A 13,695-nucleotide genomic window follows, 5' to 3' on the forward strand; every position below is an offset into this window, starting at 1 on the left:
ACGCCGTAGGCGTGGATGGGGCACGTGACGATGCCGCGATGGGGAGAACTCCCCATCGCGGCATCGTCACGTCCACCGTATGGTGGTATTCGCAGAATGACATTGAAGGTGAAAGGAGAGTGGGGAAATGGCACTGGAGGCCTGGAAAGTGGACGTCGCGGCAGCGACGTTGATCGTCGGCAACGCGCAAGATGATGTCGACCGTCTCAAAGACCAGGAAACCGCCCTGACCACGTCCTTTTCGGAAGCTGCCACAGCCTGCGACCACATCGAGATTGGCGACGCGCTCAATGGGCTGCTCGGTGAATTCCTGGGCCCATTGCTGGAAGCGGGGAAAAACGCCGGCAACTCCATTTGCGGCAACGCGCTCGCGTCGATCGATGCCTACAGCGACGCCAACGGGAAAATGGCCGATAAGGCAGAGAGCGCCATCTACTCCGTTCCCACTCCCCCCAAGTCGAAGGTGGACGCCGGATGACTGTCAGCACAGCAAGCCTGCCCGAAAAGCTGCCGGACACCGGGGCCATCGATACCGCGGCCGCCGCAGTCCGCAAGGTCGGGACCGATAGCCACGAAATCCGCAAGGATGTCCAGAGCGACTGGTCCGGTCTCCCTGGCGTCTTCGAGTCGCCCCACCAGGCATTGGTCTACTCGGCGGTGAAGACGGTGATGAAGCCCTACACCGATGCCGTCAAGACTCTCACCAACGACACTGCTACGGCCCTGGAGGGCTTTTCCTCGGATATCTCAGGGCTCAAGCAGCGCTACGACGATGTGAAGAAGCAGGCGTCGGCACACAATGCGCTGGAGGGCGACGACCGTCCCGATGACTATGGGACGAAGAACGCCGACATCCAGGCCGAGATCAATGCGGTGAGCCGGCTCTACGACGACGCCGTCAAGGAATGCGCGGACAAGATCTCCAAGCTCAATCCCCTCTATGGCGATGGTGCCAAAACGGCAGGAAAGGCCTACGGGGCCGTCTCGACCTACGCATTGCCTGCGCTCAAGGCGCTCGGCCTGACTGCTGATTCGCTCGAATTCCGAAACGGCCAGCTCATTTTCAAGTACAACTCCGACGCCAACGACTTCAAGAAGACGGGTTTGCCGAAGAAGTTTTCCATCAAGGAAGGAACCCTGAAAAAGCTCGGCGTACCCAATTCGTATGTTGAGCGTCTGGTCGACAGCCAGAAGCCCTCGGGTGACCGCGTCTCCAAGAACGCCGGCAAGAACATGCTGCACAACCTTGATCCCAAGAGCCCCCTGGGGGCCCTCGTGGCCAAGTACCCGTGGCTGAAGAACAGCAAATTCAGTGTCCATGGCCAGAAGGTCGATCTCAAGGTCCAGCTGACCCGCGGATCGGGATCGCACCGGGGCGGCCCGCATGCCCGCACTGGACCGGTGAAATTGCCGAAGGCACTCGACAAGGTCAATAAGTTCGCGAATGGCCCGGCCGGAAAATTGCTCACCGTGGTCGGAGCCGGCACCACCTTCGCCGGAACCTACACCGAGGGCTACAACGAGAGCCTGATCCGCAATCCCGATATGTCCCCGGGCGAGCATCGAGCGGAGGCTGCCAAGGACGCGGCCATCGTGACAGGTGCCGAACAAGTCGGTAGCGTGGTTGGCACTGCCGTTGGGCGGGGCGCGGGCGCTGCCATCGGGCAGGCCATCATCCCGATTCCCGGCGTGGGCGCGGCTGTTGGTGGATTCCTCGGCGGCCTGGCCGGAGGGTACGTCGGAGGTGTCGTGGGTAATGCCATTGGATCCACCATCAACGACATCCGCCATGGCGATATCGGGTCGGTCGGTGAGGCCGTCGGTAGCACCCTTAAGGACATCGGTAGTTCACTCAACCCATTCGACTAGTCAAGGAGCGAAGCAAACCAGCGCATGGAAGACATTCTTCTCCTGGCACTCATCATTGGCCTGCCGGCTCTGGCGCTCCTGTGTGCCTTCGGGGCTGCCTGGGCCGGACGATGGCGCACCTGGGCGGTCAAGGAGCCCGGACCGTTCATCTTCACGAAGCGGAACTATGCCCCGATGCAACTGGGTATTGCGGGGCTGGCCCTCCTCTGCATCTGTCCTGCCATCCTCGCGAGTCTGGATCGCTGGGAGCACGCCGAGACGCTGTGGACGGTGCTGATCGTCGTCTTCGTTCCGATCGGCATCGGCATGCGCTGGTGGTGGCCGACCGCTGTGACTCCGAAGTGGCACAAGGACTGGGTACGCCGCGGTGGAACCGATGAGACGCCCCTCTGGGGGCCACATGAAACGGTTCCAGCACGCGCCGCACGGAAGGGATGGAAGTGATGGACATGGATACCGCCGTGAGGCACGAGGGATTCCAGGGAGTACTTTCCTTTGAACTACCGGCACCCTGGTCAGCGGAGAAAGTGCGCCCGGAAGTCGAACTCTTCGGCAGCATGCCTCCCATCGAGGGCGATTTCACCCCCAATGTCGTGGTCACCGCGAACCCCTTTGCCGGCACCCTGCGCGACTTCAGCCGTCGTGCCGTCTCGGGGATCGTCGCCTCCCTGAAGGAGGGGCGCATCGTGGACGTCGATGAATGGGCCTACCGGACCGAGCCGCCGAACGGGGAAGGCCACATCCCCGTGGACGAACGGGGTCTGCCACTGGTCCGGCATGCTGGTCGGATGGTGGAATACACCCATCGGGCACCGGTGGGACGAACCGTCAGCGGCGTGGACTACCTGGTGTTGATTGATGGGTGGGCGGTCCAGATCAGCACCACCACCGCTCTGCAGACCCGGCAGCTCTTCGAGGAGGAGTTCGTCGCCATCGCCAGGTCGGTGACGGCATTGCGCTCGGCCGCGGAAGCTGGAGTGTCCGTGGGCGAGGACGGCAGCGTGGTTCAGCCCGCTGGCGATGGAATCGACCAAGTTGCCAGCAGAGCCCGCGGCGAGGAATCGGAGGACTACTCGTTTTACCAAGCCGCCGGATCGTGGATTGGCGAGGGAACCTGGATGTCGGGCGCCGCGATTGCCCGCATGGGCGAGTTGGAGGACTCGGTCCTTGGCCGACTCTCGACCGGCCGCGGCGACCCCGTGCTCGACGAGCTGAGGGACCTCGGTGTGTTGGAGGGTGGCCGCCTGAGCGAGATCGGCGACGTCATGGCCACTGCCCTGAACAACGCGCCCACACGATTGCGCCTGACTGGACGTTTCCTCGATGCCGAGACCACTTTCCAGGCGTTCGCGATCGGGGACCTGGCGCTCGTGGCAGCAGAGCAGGGCTACGGTCCGCGCGTACTCAACCAACCGTGGAACGCTGATGACCCGACGCTGTTCAATGTGCAGTTGATCCCTTTGAGTGAACTCTCCTCGTCCGCCTCGCGGTGGGCCGGCGCAGGACCCGCGTGGAACATCCACGTGGCACCCTTCCTCTTGGAACCGGGCCAGCTGGAGGCGAGGTTTGCGGGTGAGGCGCCGCTGCCGGCGGGCGCAAACGAGGTCATGGAACAAGTCTGGAACCAGCCGTGGTTCGTTTGGCAGATTGAGGCCGAGGGAGAAGCCGGGGCCATTGAGCCCATCACGTACGTCAATACGGGAATCCGTGGAAACTACCGCGTGGGACTCATGGAGGACCCGCAATCGGGGACGGATAAGCCGGCACTGTGGACTACCGACAGTTCCTATGTCCTGCGCCAGCTCGAAGACGTCATCCAGGCGGCCGCCTTTGGCCGGGAGGTCCAGTGGACCTGATCTGCGGCGGACAGCAGCGAACCGCATAGAATCGATGCGCACCCGCAACGAAAAGGAACGCATTGGCCAAGCTCTACTTCCGCTACGGCGCCATGAACTCCGGCAAGTCCACCGGACTGCTGCAGGCCGCCTTCAACTACGAGGAACGCGGCCAACGCGTGCTGTTGGCCAAGCCCGACGTAGACACCAAAGGTGATGACCAGGTCGTCTCCCGCCTGGGCATGGCCCGCACGGTCGACATCATGATCCCCGCCGGGGCCTCCGTGGCCGAGCTGTTCAACGCCCACGCCGCCGGCGACGATCCCGATGCGCTGCTGGAGCATGTCGACCAGCAGCCGGTCGCCTGCCTGCTGGTCGATGAGGCCCAGTTCCTCTCCACCGGGCAGGTCGATGACCTGTTCCGCATTGCAGTCCAGCAGAACGTTCCAGTGCTGGCCTACGGAATCCGCACCGATTTCAGGACCCGCATGTTTCCCGGTGCGCACCGCCTGATGGAACTGGCACACACGCTCGAGGAGCTCAAGACGATTTGCCGGTGTGGGCGCAAGGCCATCTTCAACACCCGGCGGATCGGGGACGAGGTCGTCTTCGATGGCGACCAGGTCGCCATCGACGGCCAGGACGTCTGGTACGAATCGCTGTGCGGGTCCTGCTACCTGGAGGCATCCGGGGGGCGGCTCGGCGCGTAGCGCACCCGCCCGCCCTCGCCCCGGGTCTGGGGCACCGTCGTCGTCTTCACTTTGGCCGGTCCGCGGCGGATGATGAACCCATGGGCACCGATACGAACCCCCCGCGGGACACCGCCTATGCGGCCAGCGAGCTGATCCACCTGCCACGGTCCCGGGTGTGGGCCCTGCTGACCGACTTCACGGCGGCACCCCTGTGGCTCGCCGGTGTCACCGAGATGCATGCCGACGGGCCGTTGGCTGCCGGCGTTGAGGTGGACGTGCACGTCGGAAGCCGGGTGCGCACCCACTCGGTGTCCCGCTTCATGCCCGAGCGCGAGCTCTGCATCTCCGCCGGGGACGGCGACGTCCACACGACGTACACCTACCGGCTGGAGGACAGCGCCGATGACACGCGCCTGGACCTGGCAGTGGGCGTCGTTGTGTCCCCGGAACTCACCGCCGAGGCGGAGGGGATCCGCGCCTCGGTGGCCACCGATGAGGACGGGCACCTGGCACGATTCCGCCGGTACGCCGAGCTCGCGCCCTGAGCGGTCCTGCCCCGTCCCTCCACCGTGAGCGCGCCCTACTGGCCGGCGATGTCCCGGAAATAGGTTTCATGGAGGTCATCGAGCGTGGGGGCCCAATTGACCTCTGTGTCATGCAGATGGGTTGCCGCCGCCACGGCGAAATCGGGCAGGGCCAGCTGGTTCGGATCCGGGATGGAGGCCTTCGCCCCGGGGCCGGCGCTGACCAGGAAGGCACTGCCGATCTTGCCGTCCTGGGAACAGGACCAGGCCCCGCGCAGGGTGGCCTTGACGTCCCCGCCGGGCCCCCGGGACACGACCACGTCATCGACCTCGGTCGAGATGCCGGCGGCGTCCTGCTCCCGACCGGGTGCGCACATGTCGCTGCCGAGCAGGCCGGTCTCGTCCATGGCCTTGCTGGTGTCGTTCGCGAGGTAGAACCGCTTGACGGCCACCGCCGGTGCGGTTCCGGGGTCTCCCGCCGCGGAAAACACGCATCCCGCCTCGTGCCGTTGGCCGCCGAGGACCACCGAGTCCACCTGCGGCAGGTGCGTGGCGACGGCGTCGAGCATGGTCTGGTCCAGCAGCGTGTCCAGGCAGGCGGTGGACGCCGGATCGGTGTCGACGACGGACTGGCGGGCCCGTTTCATCCACGCCTCGTTCGCAGCACCCGGAACGATGGCCTCTTCGCCGGCAGCGGCCCCGCGTGTCCCGGGAGTGCCGGAGGGCGAAGCCGCCGACGATGCGGCCCCGGAGGGGAGCGCCGGTGATGATCCGGTTGCCGGCGCGGTGCCCGCTGCCGGGCTGCCGGAACGGGAGGACGTCGCGGGTGTGGCGTCGGCGGTGTCCGAGGTGCCGGACCCGGTCCCGGAGCTGCAGGCAGCCAGGGAGAGTGCACCGAGGGCGGCCAGCGCCAGCAGGCGGGGCAGGGTGGAAGATGGCGGGAGCGGGCGGCGCATGCGGGTTCCTTGGAGGCTGGAGGTGGCACGCCGGCGGCGTGGGGAGATCGGTCGGGCGGTTTCCACCGCAGGTGGGGTGGCCGGGGGAGGGCCCGGGGCCCGCACCATGGTTGAACCTACGGACGCCGGGTCGCGTCCACAATCACCCCCGCCGCATCGTTATGGATTCGGGATACGCGACGGTGCGGACGACTGCTACCTTGAAGCTGGTCCACCGGGGGAGGAACGGGTGGCGCCGCGCGAACATCGCACCATCCGGGGGTCCATCGTGAAGCTTGCCCATCGACTCTCCGCCGCGACGGCGGCCCTGGCGCTGGTCGCCGGGCTCGGCCTGGGGACGGCTCCGGCACGGGCCGTGTCCCTCCCCGCGGCGGCGGTGGCGACCACCAACCAGGCCGGCAGGTCCCTGCCGGGCCAGGCGCCGGCGTCGTTCCCCGTCGTGTCCACCGCCCGGACGGCGGCGCCCCGTCCTCCGCGCAACCCGCGCAAGATCGACGTGCTGGTGAACAAGTCCCATCCCCTCATCCCCGGGAACTTCACCCCGCGGCTGGTCAGGGTGCCGGGCACGTCGTTCCGCCTGCAGGCGCCGGCGGCCTCCGCCTACCGGAAGATGGTCGTCGCGGCCCGCAGGGACGGGGTGCGGATCCGGCTGAATTCCGCCTACCGGTCCCATGCCACGCAGCGGTCGCTGATGGTCACCTACACCCGCGCGTATGGCGCGGCGTACGCCCGCAGCGTGGTCGCACCCGCCGGCACCTCCGAACACCAGACCGGGCTGGCCGTCGACGTGGGCGCCCCGCAGGGCTGGATGGCCCGGCATGCCGCGACCTACGGCTTCATCCTGCGCTACCCGAAGGGCCAGGAAAGAACCACGGGGTACCGGTACGAGCCGTGGCACTACCGCTACCTCGGCCAGGCTGCCGCCCGGCGCTACACCGCCAGCAAGGCCCGCACGCTGGAGGCGTACTACCGCGCGACGTCCCGTCCGGCGGCCCGGAAGCCGGCGACGGGGACCTCCGCCCCGGCCGCCGGCCACTCGACGCGCAGGACCACCGCCAACCTGAACCTGCGCAGCGGGGCGGGGACCCGGTACCGGGTCCTGGCCACGGTCCGGCGCGGGAGTGCGGTCCGGCTCACCGGCCAGCGCTCGGGTCCCTGGTACCAGGTGAAGCACGGAAGCCGGACCGGCTGGATGTCCTCCCGCTACCTGCGCTAACGGGGGAGTGCGCCGTCCAGGATGACCTCCAGGCCCCAGGCGAACGCCTCGGCCCCCAGGGGCGGGCCGCCGGGAGCCGAGGGGTCCGGAGCCGCGGCCGCGAGCCGGGTCCTCTCCTGCTCGGCGGCGACCGACCCGAGGATGTGGTTCAGGACCAGATGCTGCGCCCAGGCCGCGTGGGCGGGTTCGATCCCCGCGGTTTCGAGCAGGTCGCGCAATCCGGTGAGGGGAGCCAACGCCGCAGGCTGCAGCGACTGGGCCAATTGGACCACCTCGGCACTGTCGGGCACCGGCACCAGGGCCGAGCGGATGGCCGTGGCCAAGGCGGCCACGCCGGCGCGCGCTGCGTCCGGGCCGGTGCCGGCCGGAGCGCCGGGCGGGATGTCACCGAGGAGCTGGGCTGCCACGTCGACCAGGAGTTCCTGCTTGTTCTTCACGTGCCAATAGAGGGCGCCGACCTGCACGTCGAGCTCGCGCGCCAGCCGGCGCATCGACAGGTCGGCCAGCCCGAAGTCGCGCAGCACCGACACGGCCGTTCCCACCACGTGTTCCCGAGTCAGCGCCATGCGCCTCAGTCTAGGCGAGCCCGGAGACGGCAGTTGCCGCCGCGTGGTGTAGCGTGGACACCACGTATTGAACACTGTTCAGGAGGTGGGGCCATGACCGGGACACTGCACGCCGACGGCGTCCGTGAACCACTCGATGCCGTCGACGTCGCCCGCAGGGTCGCCGAGGGGCACACGCTCGATGCCCGCGACGCGCTGGCCGTGCTGCGCACCCCCGACGAGGCCACCCTGGCACTCGTGGCGGCGGCCGGTGTGCTGCGCCGGCGGTACTTCGGCAACGCGGTCAAGGTCAACTACCTGGTCAACCTGAAGTCAGGCCTGTGCCCGGAGGACTGCACCTACTGCTCCCAGCGGCTGGGCTCGGCCGCGCAGATCCTGAAGTACACCTGGCTGCCAGCCCAGGAGGCATTCGAGCAGGCGGCCCGCGGCATCCGGGGCGGCGCCTCGCGGGTCTGCCTGGTCGCCAGCGGTACGGGGCCCACCGACCGGGACGTGGGCCGCGTCTCCGCCATGGTCGAGCAGATCAAGGAGGGCTACCCCGAGGTGGAGGTCTGTGCCTGCCTGGGGATCCTGAAGGAAGGGCAGGCCGAGCGGTTGCGTGGCTGCGGGGTCGACGCCTACAACCACAACCTGAACACCGCCGAATCCAACTACCAGGAGATCTGCACCACCCACGACTATGCGGACCGTGTCGCCACCGTCGAACAGGCCAAGGCGGCAGGCCTCTCGCCCTGCTCCGGACTGATCGTCGGCCTGGGGGAGAGCGACGAGCAACTGGTCGAGGCGGTCTTCGCGCTGCGGGAGCTGGGGAGCGACTCGATCCCGGTGAACTTCCTCATGCCCTTCGAGGGGACCCCGTTGGCCGGGACGTGGGAACTGACGCCGTTGCACTGCCTGCGGATCCTGGCCCTGGTCCGGCTCGCCTGCCCGGATAAGGAGCTGCGACTGGCCGGCGGGCGCGAAATGCACCTGCGCTCCCTGCAGGCGACCGCGCTGGAGGTGGCGAACTCGCTGTTCCTCGGCGACTACCTCACCTCCGAGGGGCAGGCGGCCGAGGCGGACCTGGCCATGATCGCCGACGCCGGGTTCACCGTCCTGGGGCACGACGGCGGTGCTTCCGCCGCCAGCCCGGAGGTCCGCAGGCGCGGGGCGGGAACCCGCGCCGCGCCGAATGCGTAGCCCCCGCATACTGCACCCGGAAAGCGTCGCGGGATTGTCAGTTCTGTGGAAAAAGTCGCATGTTGCCGGGCACTTGGGTAAACTCGATGCGTAAGAGCCCCTTTCACTCTTACGCTTCCGCCCGGTTTCGGGGCGGGGTACGGAGGTCAGGGGCGTTCTTGTGTCCGGCACCGCCGGAACCCGGCGCAAGCCGGCCGCTGACCCACGCAAGGGGGAGGATCCCATGCCAGCAATCGTGATCGTCGGAGCCCAATGGGGCGACGAAGGAAAGGGCAAGGCCACCGATCTGCTCGGAGGCCGCGTCGACTACGTGGTCAAGCCCAACGGCGGCAACAACGCCGGGCACACCGTCGTCGTCGGCGGCGAGAAGTACGAGCTCAAGCTCCTTCCCGCCGGCATCCTGTCCCCGAACGCGACCCCCGTCATCGGCAATGGCTGCGTGGTGAACCTGGAGGCCCTGTTCGAGGAGATCGACGGCCTGGAAGCCCGCGGCGCCGACACGTCCAAGCTGCGCATCTCAGCCAACGCCCACCTGGTGGCCCCCTACCACCAGACCATGGACAAGGTCACCGAACGCTTCCTGGGCAAGCGGGCCATCGGCACCACCGGGCGGGGCATCGGCCCGGCCTACATGGACAAGATCGGGCGCCTGGGCATCCGCGTGCAGGACGTCTTCGACGAGTCCATCCTGCGCCAGAAGGTCGAGGGCGCGCTCCGGCAGAAGAACGAGCTGCTGGTCAAGGTCTACAACCGCCGCTCCGTCGAGGTCGAGGAGATCGTCGAGTACTTCCTGGGTTTCGTGGACCGGCTGCGCCCGCTGGTCGTGGACTCGGTCCACCTGCTGAACCAGGCGCTGGACGAGGGCAAGGTCGTGCTCATGGAGGGCGGCCAGGCCACGTTCCTGGACGTGGACCACGGCACCTACCCGTTTGTCACCTCCTCCAACCCGACCGCCGGCGGTGCCTCGGTCGGATCGGGCATCGGCCCGACCCGCATCACCCGGTCCGTGGGCATCATCAAGGCCTACACGACCCGCGTCGGTGCCGGCCCGTTCCCCACCGAGCTCTTCGACGACATGGGCGAGTACCTGCAGAAGACCGGCGGCGAATTCGGCGTCAACACCGGCCGGCCGCGTCGTTGCGGCTGGTACGACGCGGTTCTGGCCCGCCACGCCTCGCGCGTGAACGGCTTCACCGACTACTTCGTGACCAAGCTCGACGTGCTCACCAACATCGAGAAGATCCCGGTCTGCGTGGCCTACGACGTCGACGGGGTCCGCCACGACGAAATGCCGATGACGCAGACCGACTTCCACCACGCGAAGCCGATCTTCGAGTACTTCGACGGCTGGACCGAGGACATCTCCACGGCCCGCAGCATGGAGGACCTGCCGGAGAACGCCAGGAACTACATCCTGGCGCTGGAGAAGATCTCGGGAACCCGGATCTCGGCGATCGGCGTCGGCCCGGACCGTGACCAGACCATCGTGCGGCACGACCTCATCGAGGGAACCGCCTAGAAGGCTGCCCCCGCCGTCCCGGATGCCGCCCCGACCCCGGTCGAGGCGGCATCCGCCGGTTAACGCTTGTCCGGGCGGCCCACGTGCTCGAGGCGTGTGACGAACCCGTCGGGCCGGATGACGACGACGGTCCCGTCGGGCAATCCGCGACGCGGCGATGCCCCGAAACGGTGCAGCGGCATCACCAGCCCTGCAGCGGTACGCGCTCCGGCCTCGGCGGCCCGCGGGCCATAGGCATGGACCTGCCAGGAGGCCGAGGCCAGCGGGGCATGGTTGTCCTCGCCCGGGTTCGTCGCGCCGATCCAGGGCAGCCGACGTCCCAGGACGTGGCCGCGGCTGCGGCGCCGGGCGAGGCCCCGCAGGGACTCCGCATGGCGGCGGGCGCTCTCGGTCATCCAGTAGTGGATCCGCACCTGCGACACGTAGCCGAACATCCTGCGCCCCATCGGTCCCCGCGGCACCACGCGCGCCAGCACGGGCCAGACCAGGGGCATGAGGCGCTCGCGGATGAAGCGGGCCCGCGGAGCCGAGGACGTGACGGCAGCGAAGAGGCGGTCGGTGGTGGCGACCAGATGTGCCGCCACGGGCAAGCGTTCGGCGGCGTAGCGATCGAGGTAGTCGGCCGGCATGCGCCCGGCCAGCACATCGGCGAGCTTGCAGGCGAGGTTGTGCGCATCCTGCAATCCGGTGTTCATCCCCTGGGCTCCGACCGGGGAGTGGACATGTCCGGCATCCCCGGCCAGGAAGACCCTGCCGACCTGGAAGGCCTCGGCGACCCGGTGGTGGACGCGGTAGGTGGCAAACCAGCCGGAACTGTCGTAGGTGACATCGAAATCCCGCTCCAGGGCCGCACGTGCCCGCCCCTCGTCGACGGTCACCTGGTCATCACCGGTGCCCAGGGTGCCCGGTCCGGCGCCGGGTACATCGCGCAGGATGCCCAGCAGACGGACCCGCTTCCGGGTGCCGGCGGCGGACATGGGGAAGGTGAGCAGGAAATCGTCCCCGGCGAGCCGGACGTTGATGCCCGATCCCGTCCCCGCGACGCCCTGGGCATCCACGACGTAGAAGACCTTGGCGTTGGTGGACCCGCCGAAGCCGATACCCAGCTGGGTCCGGGTGGGGGACGAGGCCCCATCGGCGGCAATGACGTACCGGGCGGAGACGACGGTGGTGGTGCCGTCCGGTTGCGCGGTCTCGACCCGCACCCGATCACCGGCCTGCTCGATCGATGTCATCCACGTGTTCCACAGGACCGGCCGGCCGACCGCCTCCAGACGGTCCGCCAGGATCCGTTCGTTGGCGTGTTGTTCCAGGATGTGGATCCCCGGGTAGGGGGTCAGGCCTGCTCCGATCGCGCCCAGCGGCACGGCGACCCAGGCGTGGCGTCCCACTCCGGGACGCAGCTCGGTGGCCGGGACCGCTTGGGCCAGCACCTGGTCGACCACGCCGAGCTGGGCATAGATCTCCATGGTCCGTGCCTGCACCCCCAGGGCCCGTGATTCCCGCGTTGGGCCGTCCTTGCCGTCGATGGCCACGGCATCCACGCCGAGGCGTTGCAGCCAATTCGCCGCCATGAGTCCCGTGGGTCCGGCACCGATGACGCAGACATCCACCTCGCGCTGGTTGCTCTCCATGGCGTCAGGCTACGCCCCGACGGTGCTCCCGTCATCGGTGGGCCGTACCTGCTTTTCGGGGGCCGCGTCGGCGGCCTCGATGGCCCGGGCCACGGAGGCCACCCGCAGGGAGGCCACCAGCCCCAGGGCCAGGAACGCGGCCGAGGCGAACACGGCCCACTGGACACCCGTGGAGAATCCCGCGGTGAGGGCCGCGCGCAGGGGGGAACCGGCGTCGTACCCGGCAATCAAGCCGCCGGCGGAGTCGCTCAGACGCTGCGCCAGTTCCGTGGCGGTGCCCGATCCGGTGCCGGCATCCTGCAGCGCCGAGGTGGTTCCGATGGTGGTGCCGATGGCCAGGACCGTGCCCGCGATGGCGGAGCCCAGGCCGGAACCGAGTTGGCGCACGGTGCTCTGGGTGGCCGAGCCCTGGCCGGAGGCCGAGGTGGGGATGTCGCGCAGGACGGTTCCGGTCAGCTGGGCCGACGCGAGGCCCAGCCCCAGGCCGTAGACGACCAGCAGCGGGACCAGCAGGCCAATGGCCAGGTGGTTGGTGGTGAACAGGCCCAGGGTGAGCACGGCGGCAACCTCGAGGACCAGGCCCAGGATGACTACGCGTTCGGCGCCCATCCTGGCGGCCAGGCGCCGGGCGCTGGAGCCGGAGCCGAAGGCGCCCAGGGCCATGGCGGCCAGGATCAGGCCGGCGCCCAGGGTGCCGGTGCCGAGCACGTTCACCAGGAAGAGCGGCAGCACCAGCAGCAGCCCGAATTCGCCGACGGCGATGGCCGAGGCCGCGGTGTTGCCCCAGGAGAACGTGCCGATGCGGAACAGGTTCAAGTCCAGCAACGCGGCCCGGCCGGCGGCACCGCGGCGGGCCTCCCACCAGATGAAGGCGGCCAGCAGGACCAGGGCGGCCACCGCGAGGCCGACGACGGGGGAGCTGCCCTGAGGCCAGGTCCAGGACCCGATGGCCAGGGGTTGGCGCGGGGTCCACCAGCCCAGCGTCGGGCCCTCGATGAGGGCGAAGACCAGCAGGCCGAAACCTGCGGCGCTGAGCAGCAGGCCGGGGAGGTCGACGCCGGGGACCGCGGGGGTTTCATTGGTTTCGGGGACGAAGAGCCAGGTGCCGATGAGCACCAGGATGCCGAGCGGGAGGTTCACCAGGAAGATCCACCGCCAGTCGATGCTGGAGGTCAGCCAGCCGCCCAGCAGCGGGCCGACGGCCGCCATGCCGGAGATGACAGCACCCCAGACGCCGAAGGCCGCCGCCCGGTCCCGGCCGCGGAAGGTCGCGTTGACGCTGGACAGGGTCGAGGGCAGCACCGCAGCGCCGCCGACCCCCTGCAGGGCACGCCCGGCGATCAACGCCGACGAGGAGTCCGCAGCGGCGGCGAACAGGCTGCCCAGCACAAAGAGGAAGACGCCGATGACGAAGAGCTTGCGCCGTCCGACCCGGTCCCCGAGACGTCCCGCGGTGAGCAGGAGGGCGGCCAGGACGACGGAGTAGAGGCTGTTGACCCACTGGGCGTCGCCCAGGTCCATGCCGAGGTCCTTGATGATCGTCGGCAGCGAGACACCGACGATGGTCCCGTCGAGGACGATCATCGACAGGCCGGCGGCCAGAACGGCCAGGGCGGCCCACTTGTTGGGAGCGGGTTTCTTCATGGCCTAAACGTTACGCATTGGTAGCCGGGTGCGACATCAACCAATCGGTCGATCGTGGGTA

The 13,695-nt window shown here is 68.5% G+C and carries 13 protein-coding genes; 9 read left to right on the plus strand and 4 right to left on the minus strand.

Annotated elements, in window-relative coordinates; genetic code table 11:
- The first annotated feature begins 127 nt into the window (after positions 1 to 127).
- The 6 genes from ACN0TP_RS05715 to ACN0TP_RS05740 all read left to right on the plus strand — a co-directional run bounded on the left by ACN0TP_RS05715 (position 128) and on the right by ACN0TP_RS05740 (position 4,941).
- Positions 128 to 478, plus strand: coding sequence for a DUF6507 family protein (locus ACN0TP_RS05715; protein ID WP_417217597.1), 351 nt, complete (start codon positions 128 to 130; stop codon positions 476 to 478).
- Positions 475 to 1,869 carry a hypothetical protein gene (locus ACN0TP_RS05720; protein ID WP_417217598.1) on the plus strand — a complete coding sequence of 465 codons (1,395 nt, stop codon included), beginning with the start codon at positions 475 to 477 and terminating at the stop codon, positions 1,867 to 1,869. Before ACN0TP_RS05715 ends, ACN0TP_RS05720 begins: the two co-directional genes overlap by 4 nt.
- 24 nt (positions 1,870 to 1,893) lie before the next feature.
- Positions 1,894 to 2,313, plus strand: a complete 420-nt coding sequence (locus tag ACN0TP_RS05725) for a hypothetical protein (RefSeq protein ID WP_417217600.1) — start codon at positions 1,894 to 1,896, stop codon at positions 2,311 to 2,313.
- Positions 2,313 to 3,725 (plus strand): hypothetical protein, encoded by a 1,413-nt coding sequence (locus tag ACN0TP_RS05730; RefSeq protein ID WP_417217602.1) that lies wholly within the window; start codon positions 2,313 to 2,315, stop codon positions 3,723 to 3,725. The genes ACN0TP_RS05725 and ACN0TP_RS05730 overlap by 1 nt, the downstream gene beginning before the upstream one ends.
- Before the next feature lie 62 nt (positions 3,726 to 3,787).
- The gene (locus ACN0TP_RS05735; protein WP_417217604.1) at positions 3,788 to 4,414 is read left to right on the plus strand and encodes a thymidine kinase; all 627 of its coding nucleotides are present in this window, start codon (positions 3,788 to 3,790) and stop codon (positions 4,412 to 4,414) included.
- An 80-nt stretch (positions 4,415 to 4,494) separates the two neighbouring features.
- Positions 4,495 to 4,941, plus strand: a complete 447-nt coding sequence (locus ACN0TP_RS05740; protein ID WP_417217606.1) for an SRPBCC family protein — start codon at positions 4,495 to 4,497, stop codon at positions 4,939 to 4,941.
- Between the two features lie 35 nt (positions 4,942 to 4,976).
- Here ACN0TP_RS05740 and ACN0TP_RS05745 read toward each other — a convergent pair whose 3' ends face one another.
- Positions 4,977 to 5,876: a hypothetical protein gene (locus tag ACN0TP_RS05745; RefSeq protein ID WP_417217607.1), complete on the minus strand. Its 900-nt coding sequence runs from the start codon at positions 5,874 to 5,876 to the stop codon at positions 4,977 to 4,979.
- Positions 5,877 to 6,144: 268 nt separating this feature from the next.
- On the opposite strand from ACN0TP_RS05745, the gene ACN0TP_RS05750 reads away from it, so the two are divergent.
- Positions 6,145 to 7,092 (plus strand): D-alanyl-D-alanine carboxypeptidase family protein, encoded by a 948-nt coding sequence (locus tag ACN0TP_RS05750; protein ID WP_417217609.1) that lies wholly within the window; start codon positions 6,145 to 6,147, stop codon positions 7,090 to 7,092.
- Here the strand turns inward: ACN0TP_RS05750 and ACN0TP_RS05755 are convergent.
- Positions 7,089 to 7,658 (minus strand): TetR family transcriptional regulator, encoded by a 570-nt coding sequence (locus ACN0TP_RS05755; RefSeq protein ID WP_417217610.1) that lies wholly within the window; start codon positions 7,656 to 7,658, stop codon positions 7,089 to 7,091. The genes ACN0TP_RS05750 and ACN0TP_RS05755 overlap by 4 nt on opposite strands.
- Positions 7,659 to 7,751: 93 nt before the next feature.
- Between ACN0TP_RS05755 and bioB the strand changes: the two genes are divergently transcribed.
- Positions 7,752 to 8,837, plus strand: a complete 1,086-nt coding sequence (bioB, locus tag ACN0TP_RS05760) for a biotin synthase BioB (protein ID WP_417217611.1) — start codon at positions 7,752 to 7,754, stop codon at positions 8,835 to 8,837.
- Positions 8,838 to 9,060: 223 nt separating this feature from the next.
- Positions 9,061 to 10,356 carry an adenylosuccinate synthase gene (locus tag ACN0TP_RS05765; protein WP_417217612.1) on the plus strand — a complete coding sequence of 432 codons (1,296 nt, stop codon included), beginning with the start codon at positions 9,061 to 9,063 and terminating at the stop codon, positions 10,354 to 10,356.
- Between the two features lie 59 nt (positions 10,357 to 10,415).
- On the opposite strand, the gene ACN0TP_RS05770 is transcribed toward ACN0TP_RS05765, so the two are convergent.
- Positions 10,416 to 11,990, minus strand: a complete 1,575-nt coding sequence (locus ACN0TP_RS05770; protein ID WP_417217614.1) for an FAD-dependent monooxygenase — start codon at positions 11,988 to 11,990, stop codon at positions 10,416 to 10,418.
- A gap of 9 nt (positions 11,991 to 11,999) precedes the next feature.
- Positions 12,000 to 13,634, minus strand: a complete 1,635-nt coding sequence (locus ACN0TP_RS05775; RefSeq protein WP_417217616.1) for a DHA2 family efflux MFS transporter permease subunit — start codon at positions 13,632 to 13,634, stop codon at positions 12,000 to 12,002.
- Positions 13,635 to 13,695: the final 61 nt, after the last annotated feature.

Origin of the sequence: Arthrobacter sp. (assembly GCF_048266065.1) — a bacterium.
Classification (GTDB): domain Bacteria; phylum Actinomycetota; class Actinomycetes; order Actinomycetales; family Micrococcaceae; genus Arthrobacter_H.

Excerpts from the sequence above, each read along its gene's own strand:
- ACN0TP_RS05765 (WP_417217612.1), top strand. The coding sequence starts at position 9,061 with ATGCCAGCAATCGTGATCGTCGGAGCCCAATGGGGCGACGAAGGAAAG.
- bioB (WP_417217611.1), top strand. The coding sequence starts at position 7,752 with ATGACCGGGACACTGCACGCCGACGGCGTCCGTGAACCACTCGATGCC.
- ACN0TP_RS05770 (WP_417217614.1), bottom strand. The coding sequence starts at position 11,990 with ATGGAGAGCAACCAGCGCGAGGTGGATGTCTGCGTCATCGGTGCCGGA.
- ACN0TP_RS05725 (WP_417217600.1), top strand. The coding sequence starts at position 1,894 with ATGGAAGACATTCTTCTCCTGGCACTCATCATTGGCCTGCCGGCTCTG.
- ACN0TP_RS05775 (WP_417217616.1), bottom strand. The coding sequence starts at position 13,634 with ATGAAGAAACCCGCTCCCAACAAGTGGGCCGCCCTGGCCGTTCTGGCC.
- ACN0TP_RS05745 (WP_417217607.1), bottom strand. The coding sequence starts at position 5,876 with ATGCGCCGCCCGCTCCCGCCATCTTCCACCCTGCCCCGCCTGCTGGCG.
- ACN0TP_RS05715 (WP_417217597.1), top strand. The coding sequence starts at position 128 with ATGGCACTGGAGGCCTGGAAAGTGGACGTCGCGGCAGCGACGTTGATC.
- ACN0TP_RS05755 (WP_417217610.1), bottom strand. The coding sequence starts at position 7,658 with ATGGCGCTGACTCGGGAACACGTGGTGGGAACGGCCGTGTCGGTGCTG.
- ACN0TP_RS05720 (WP_417217598.1), top strand. The coding sequence starts at position 475 with ATGACTGTCAGCACAGCAAGCCTGCCCGAAAAGCTGCCGGACACCGGG.
- ACN0TP_RS05740 (WP_417217606.1), top strand. The coding sequence starts at position 4,495 with ATGGGCACCGATACGAACCCCCCGCGGGACACCGCCTATGCGGCCAGC.
- ACN0TP_RS05730 (WP_417217602.1), top strand. The coding sequence starts at position 2,313 with ATGGACATGGATACCGCCGTGAGGCACGAGGGATTCCAGGGAGTACTT.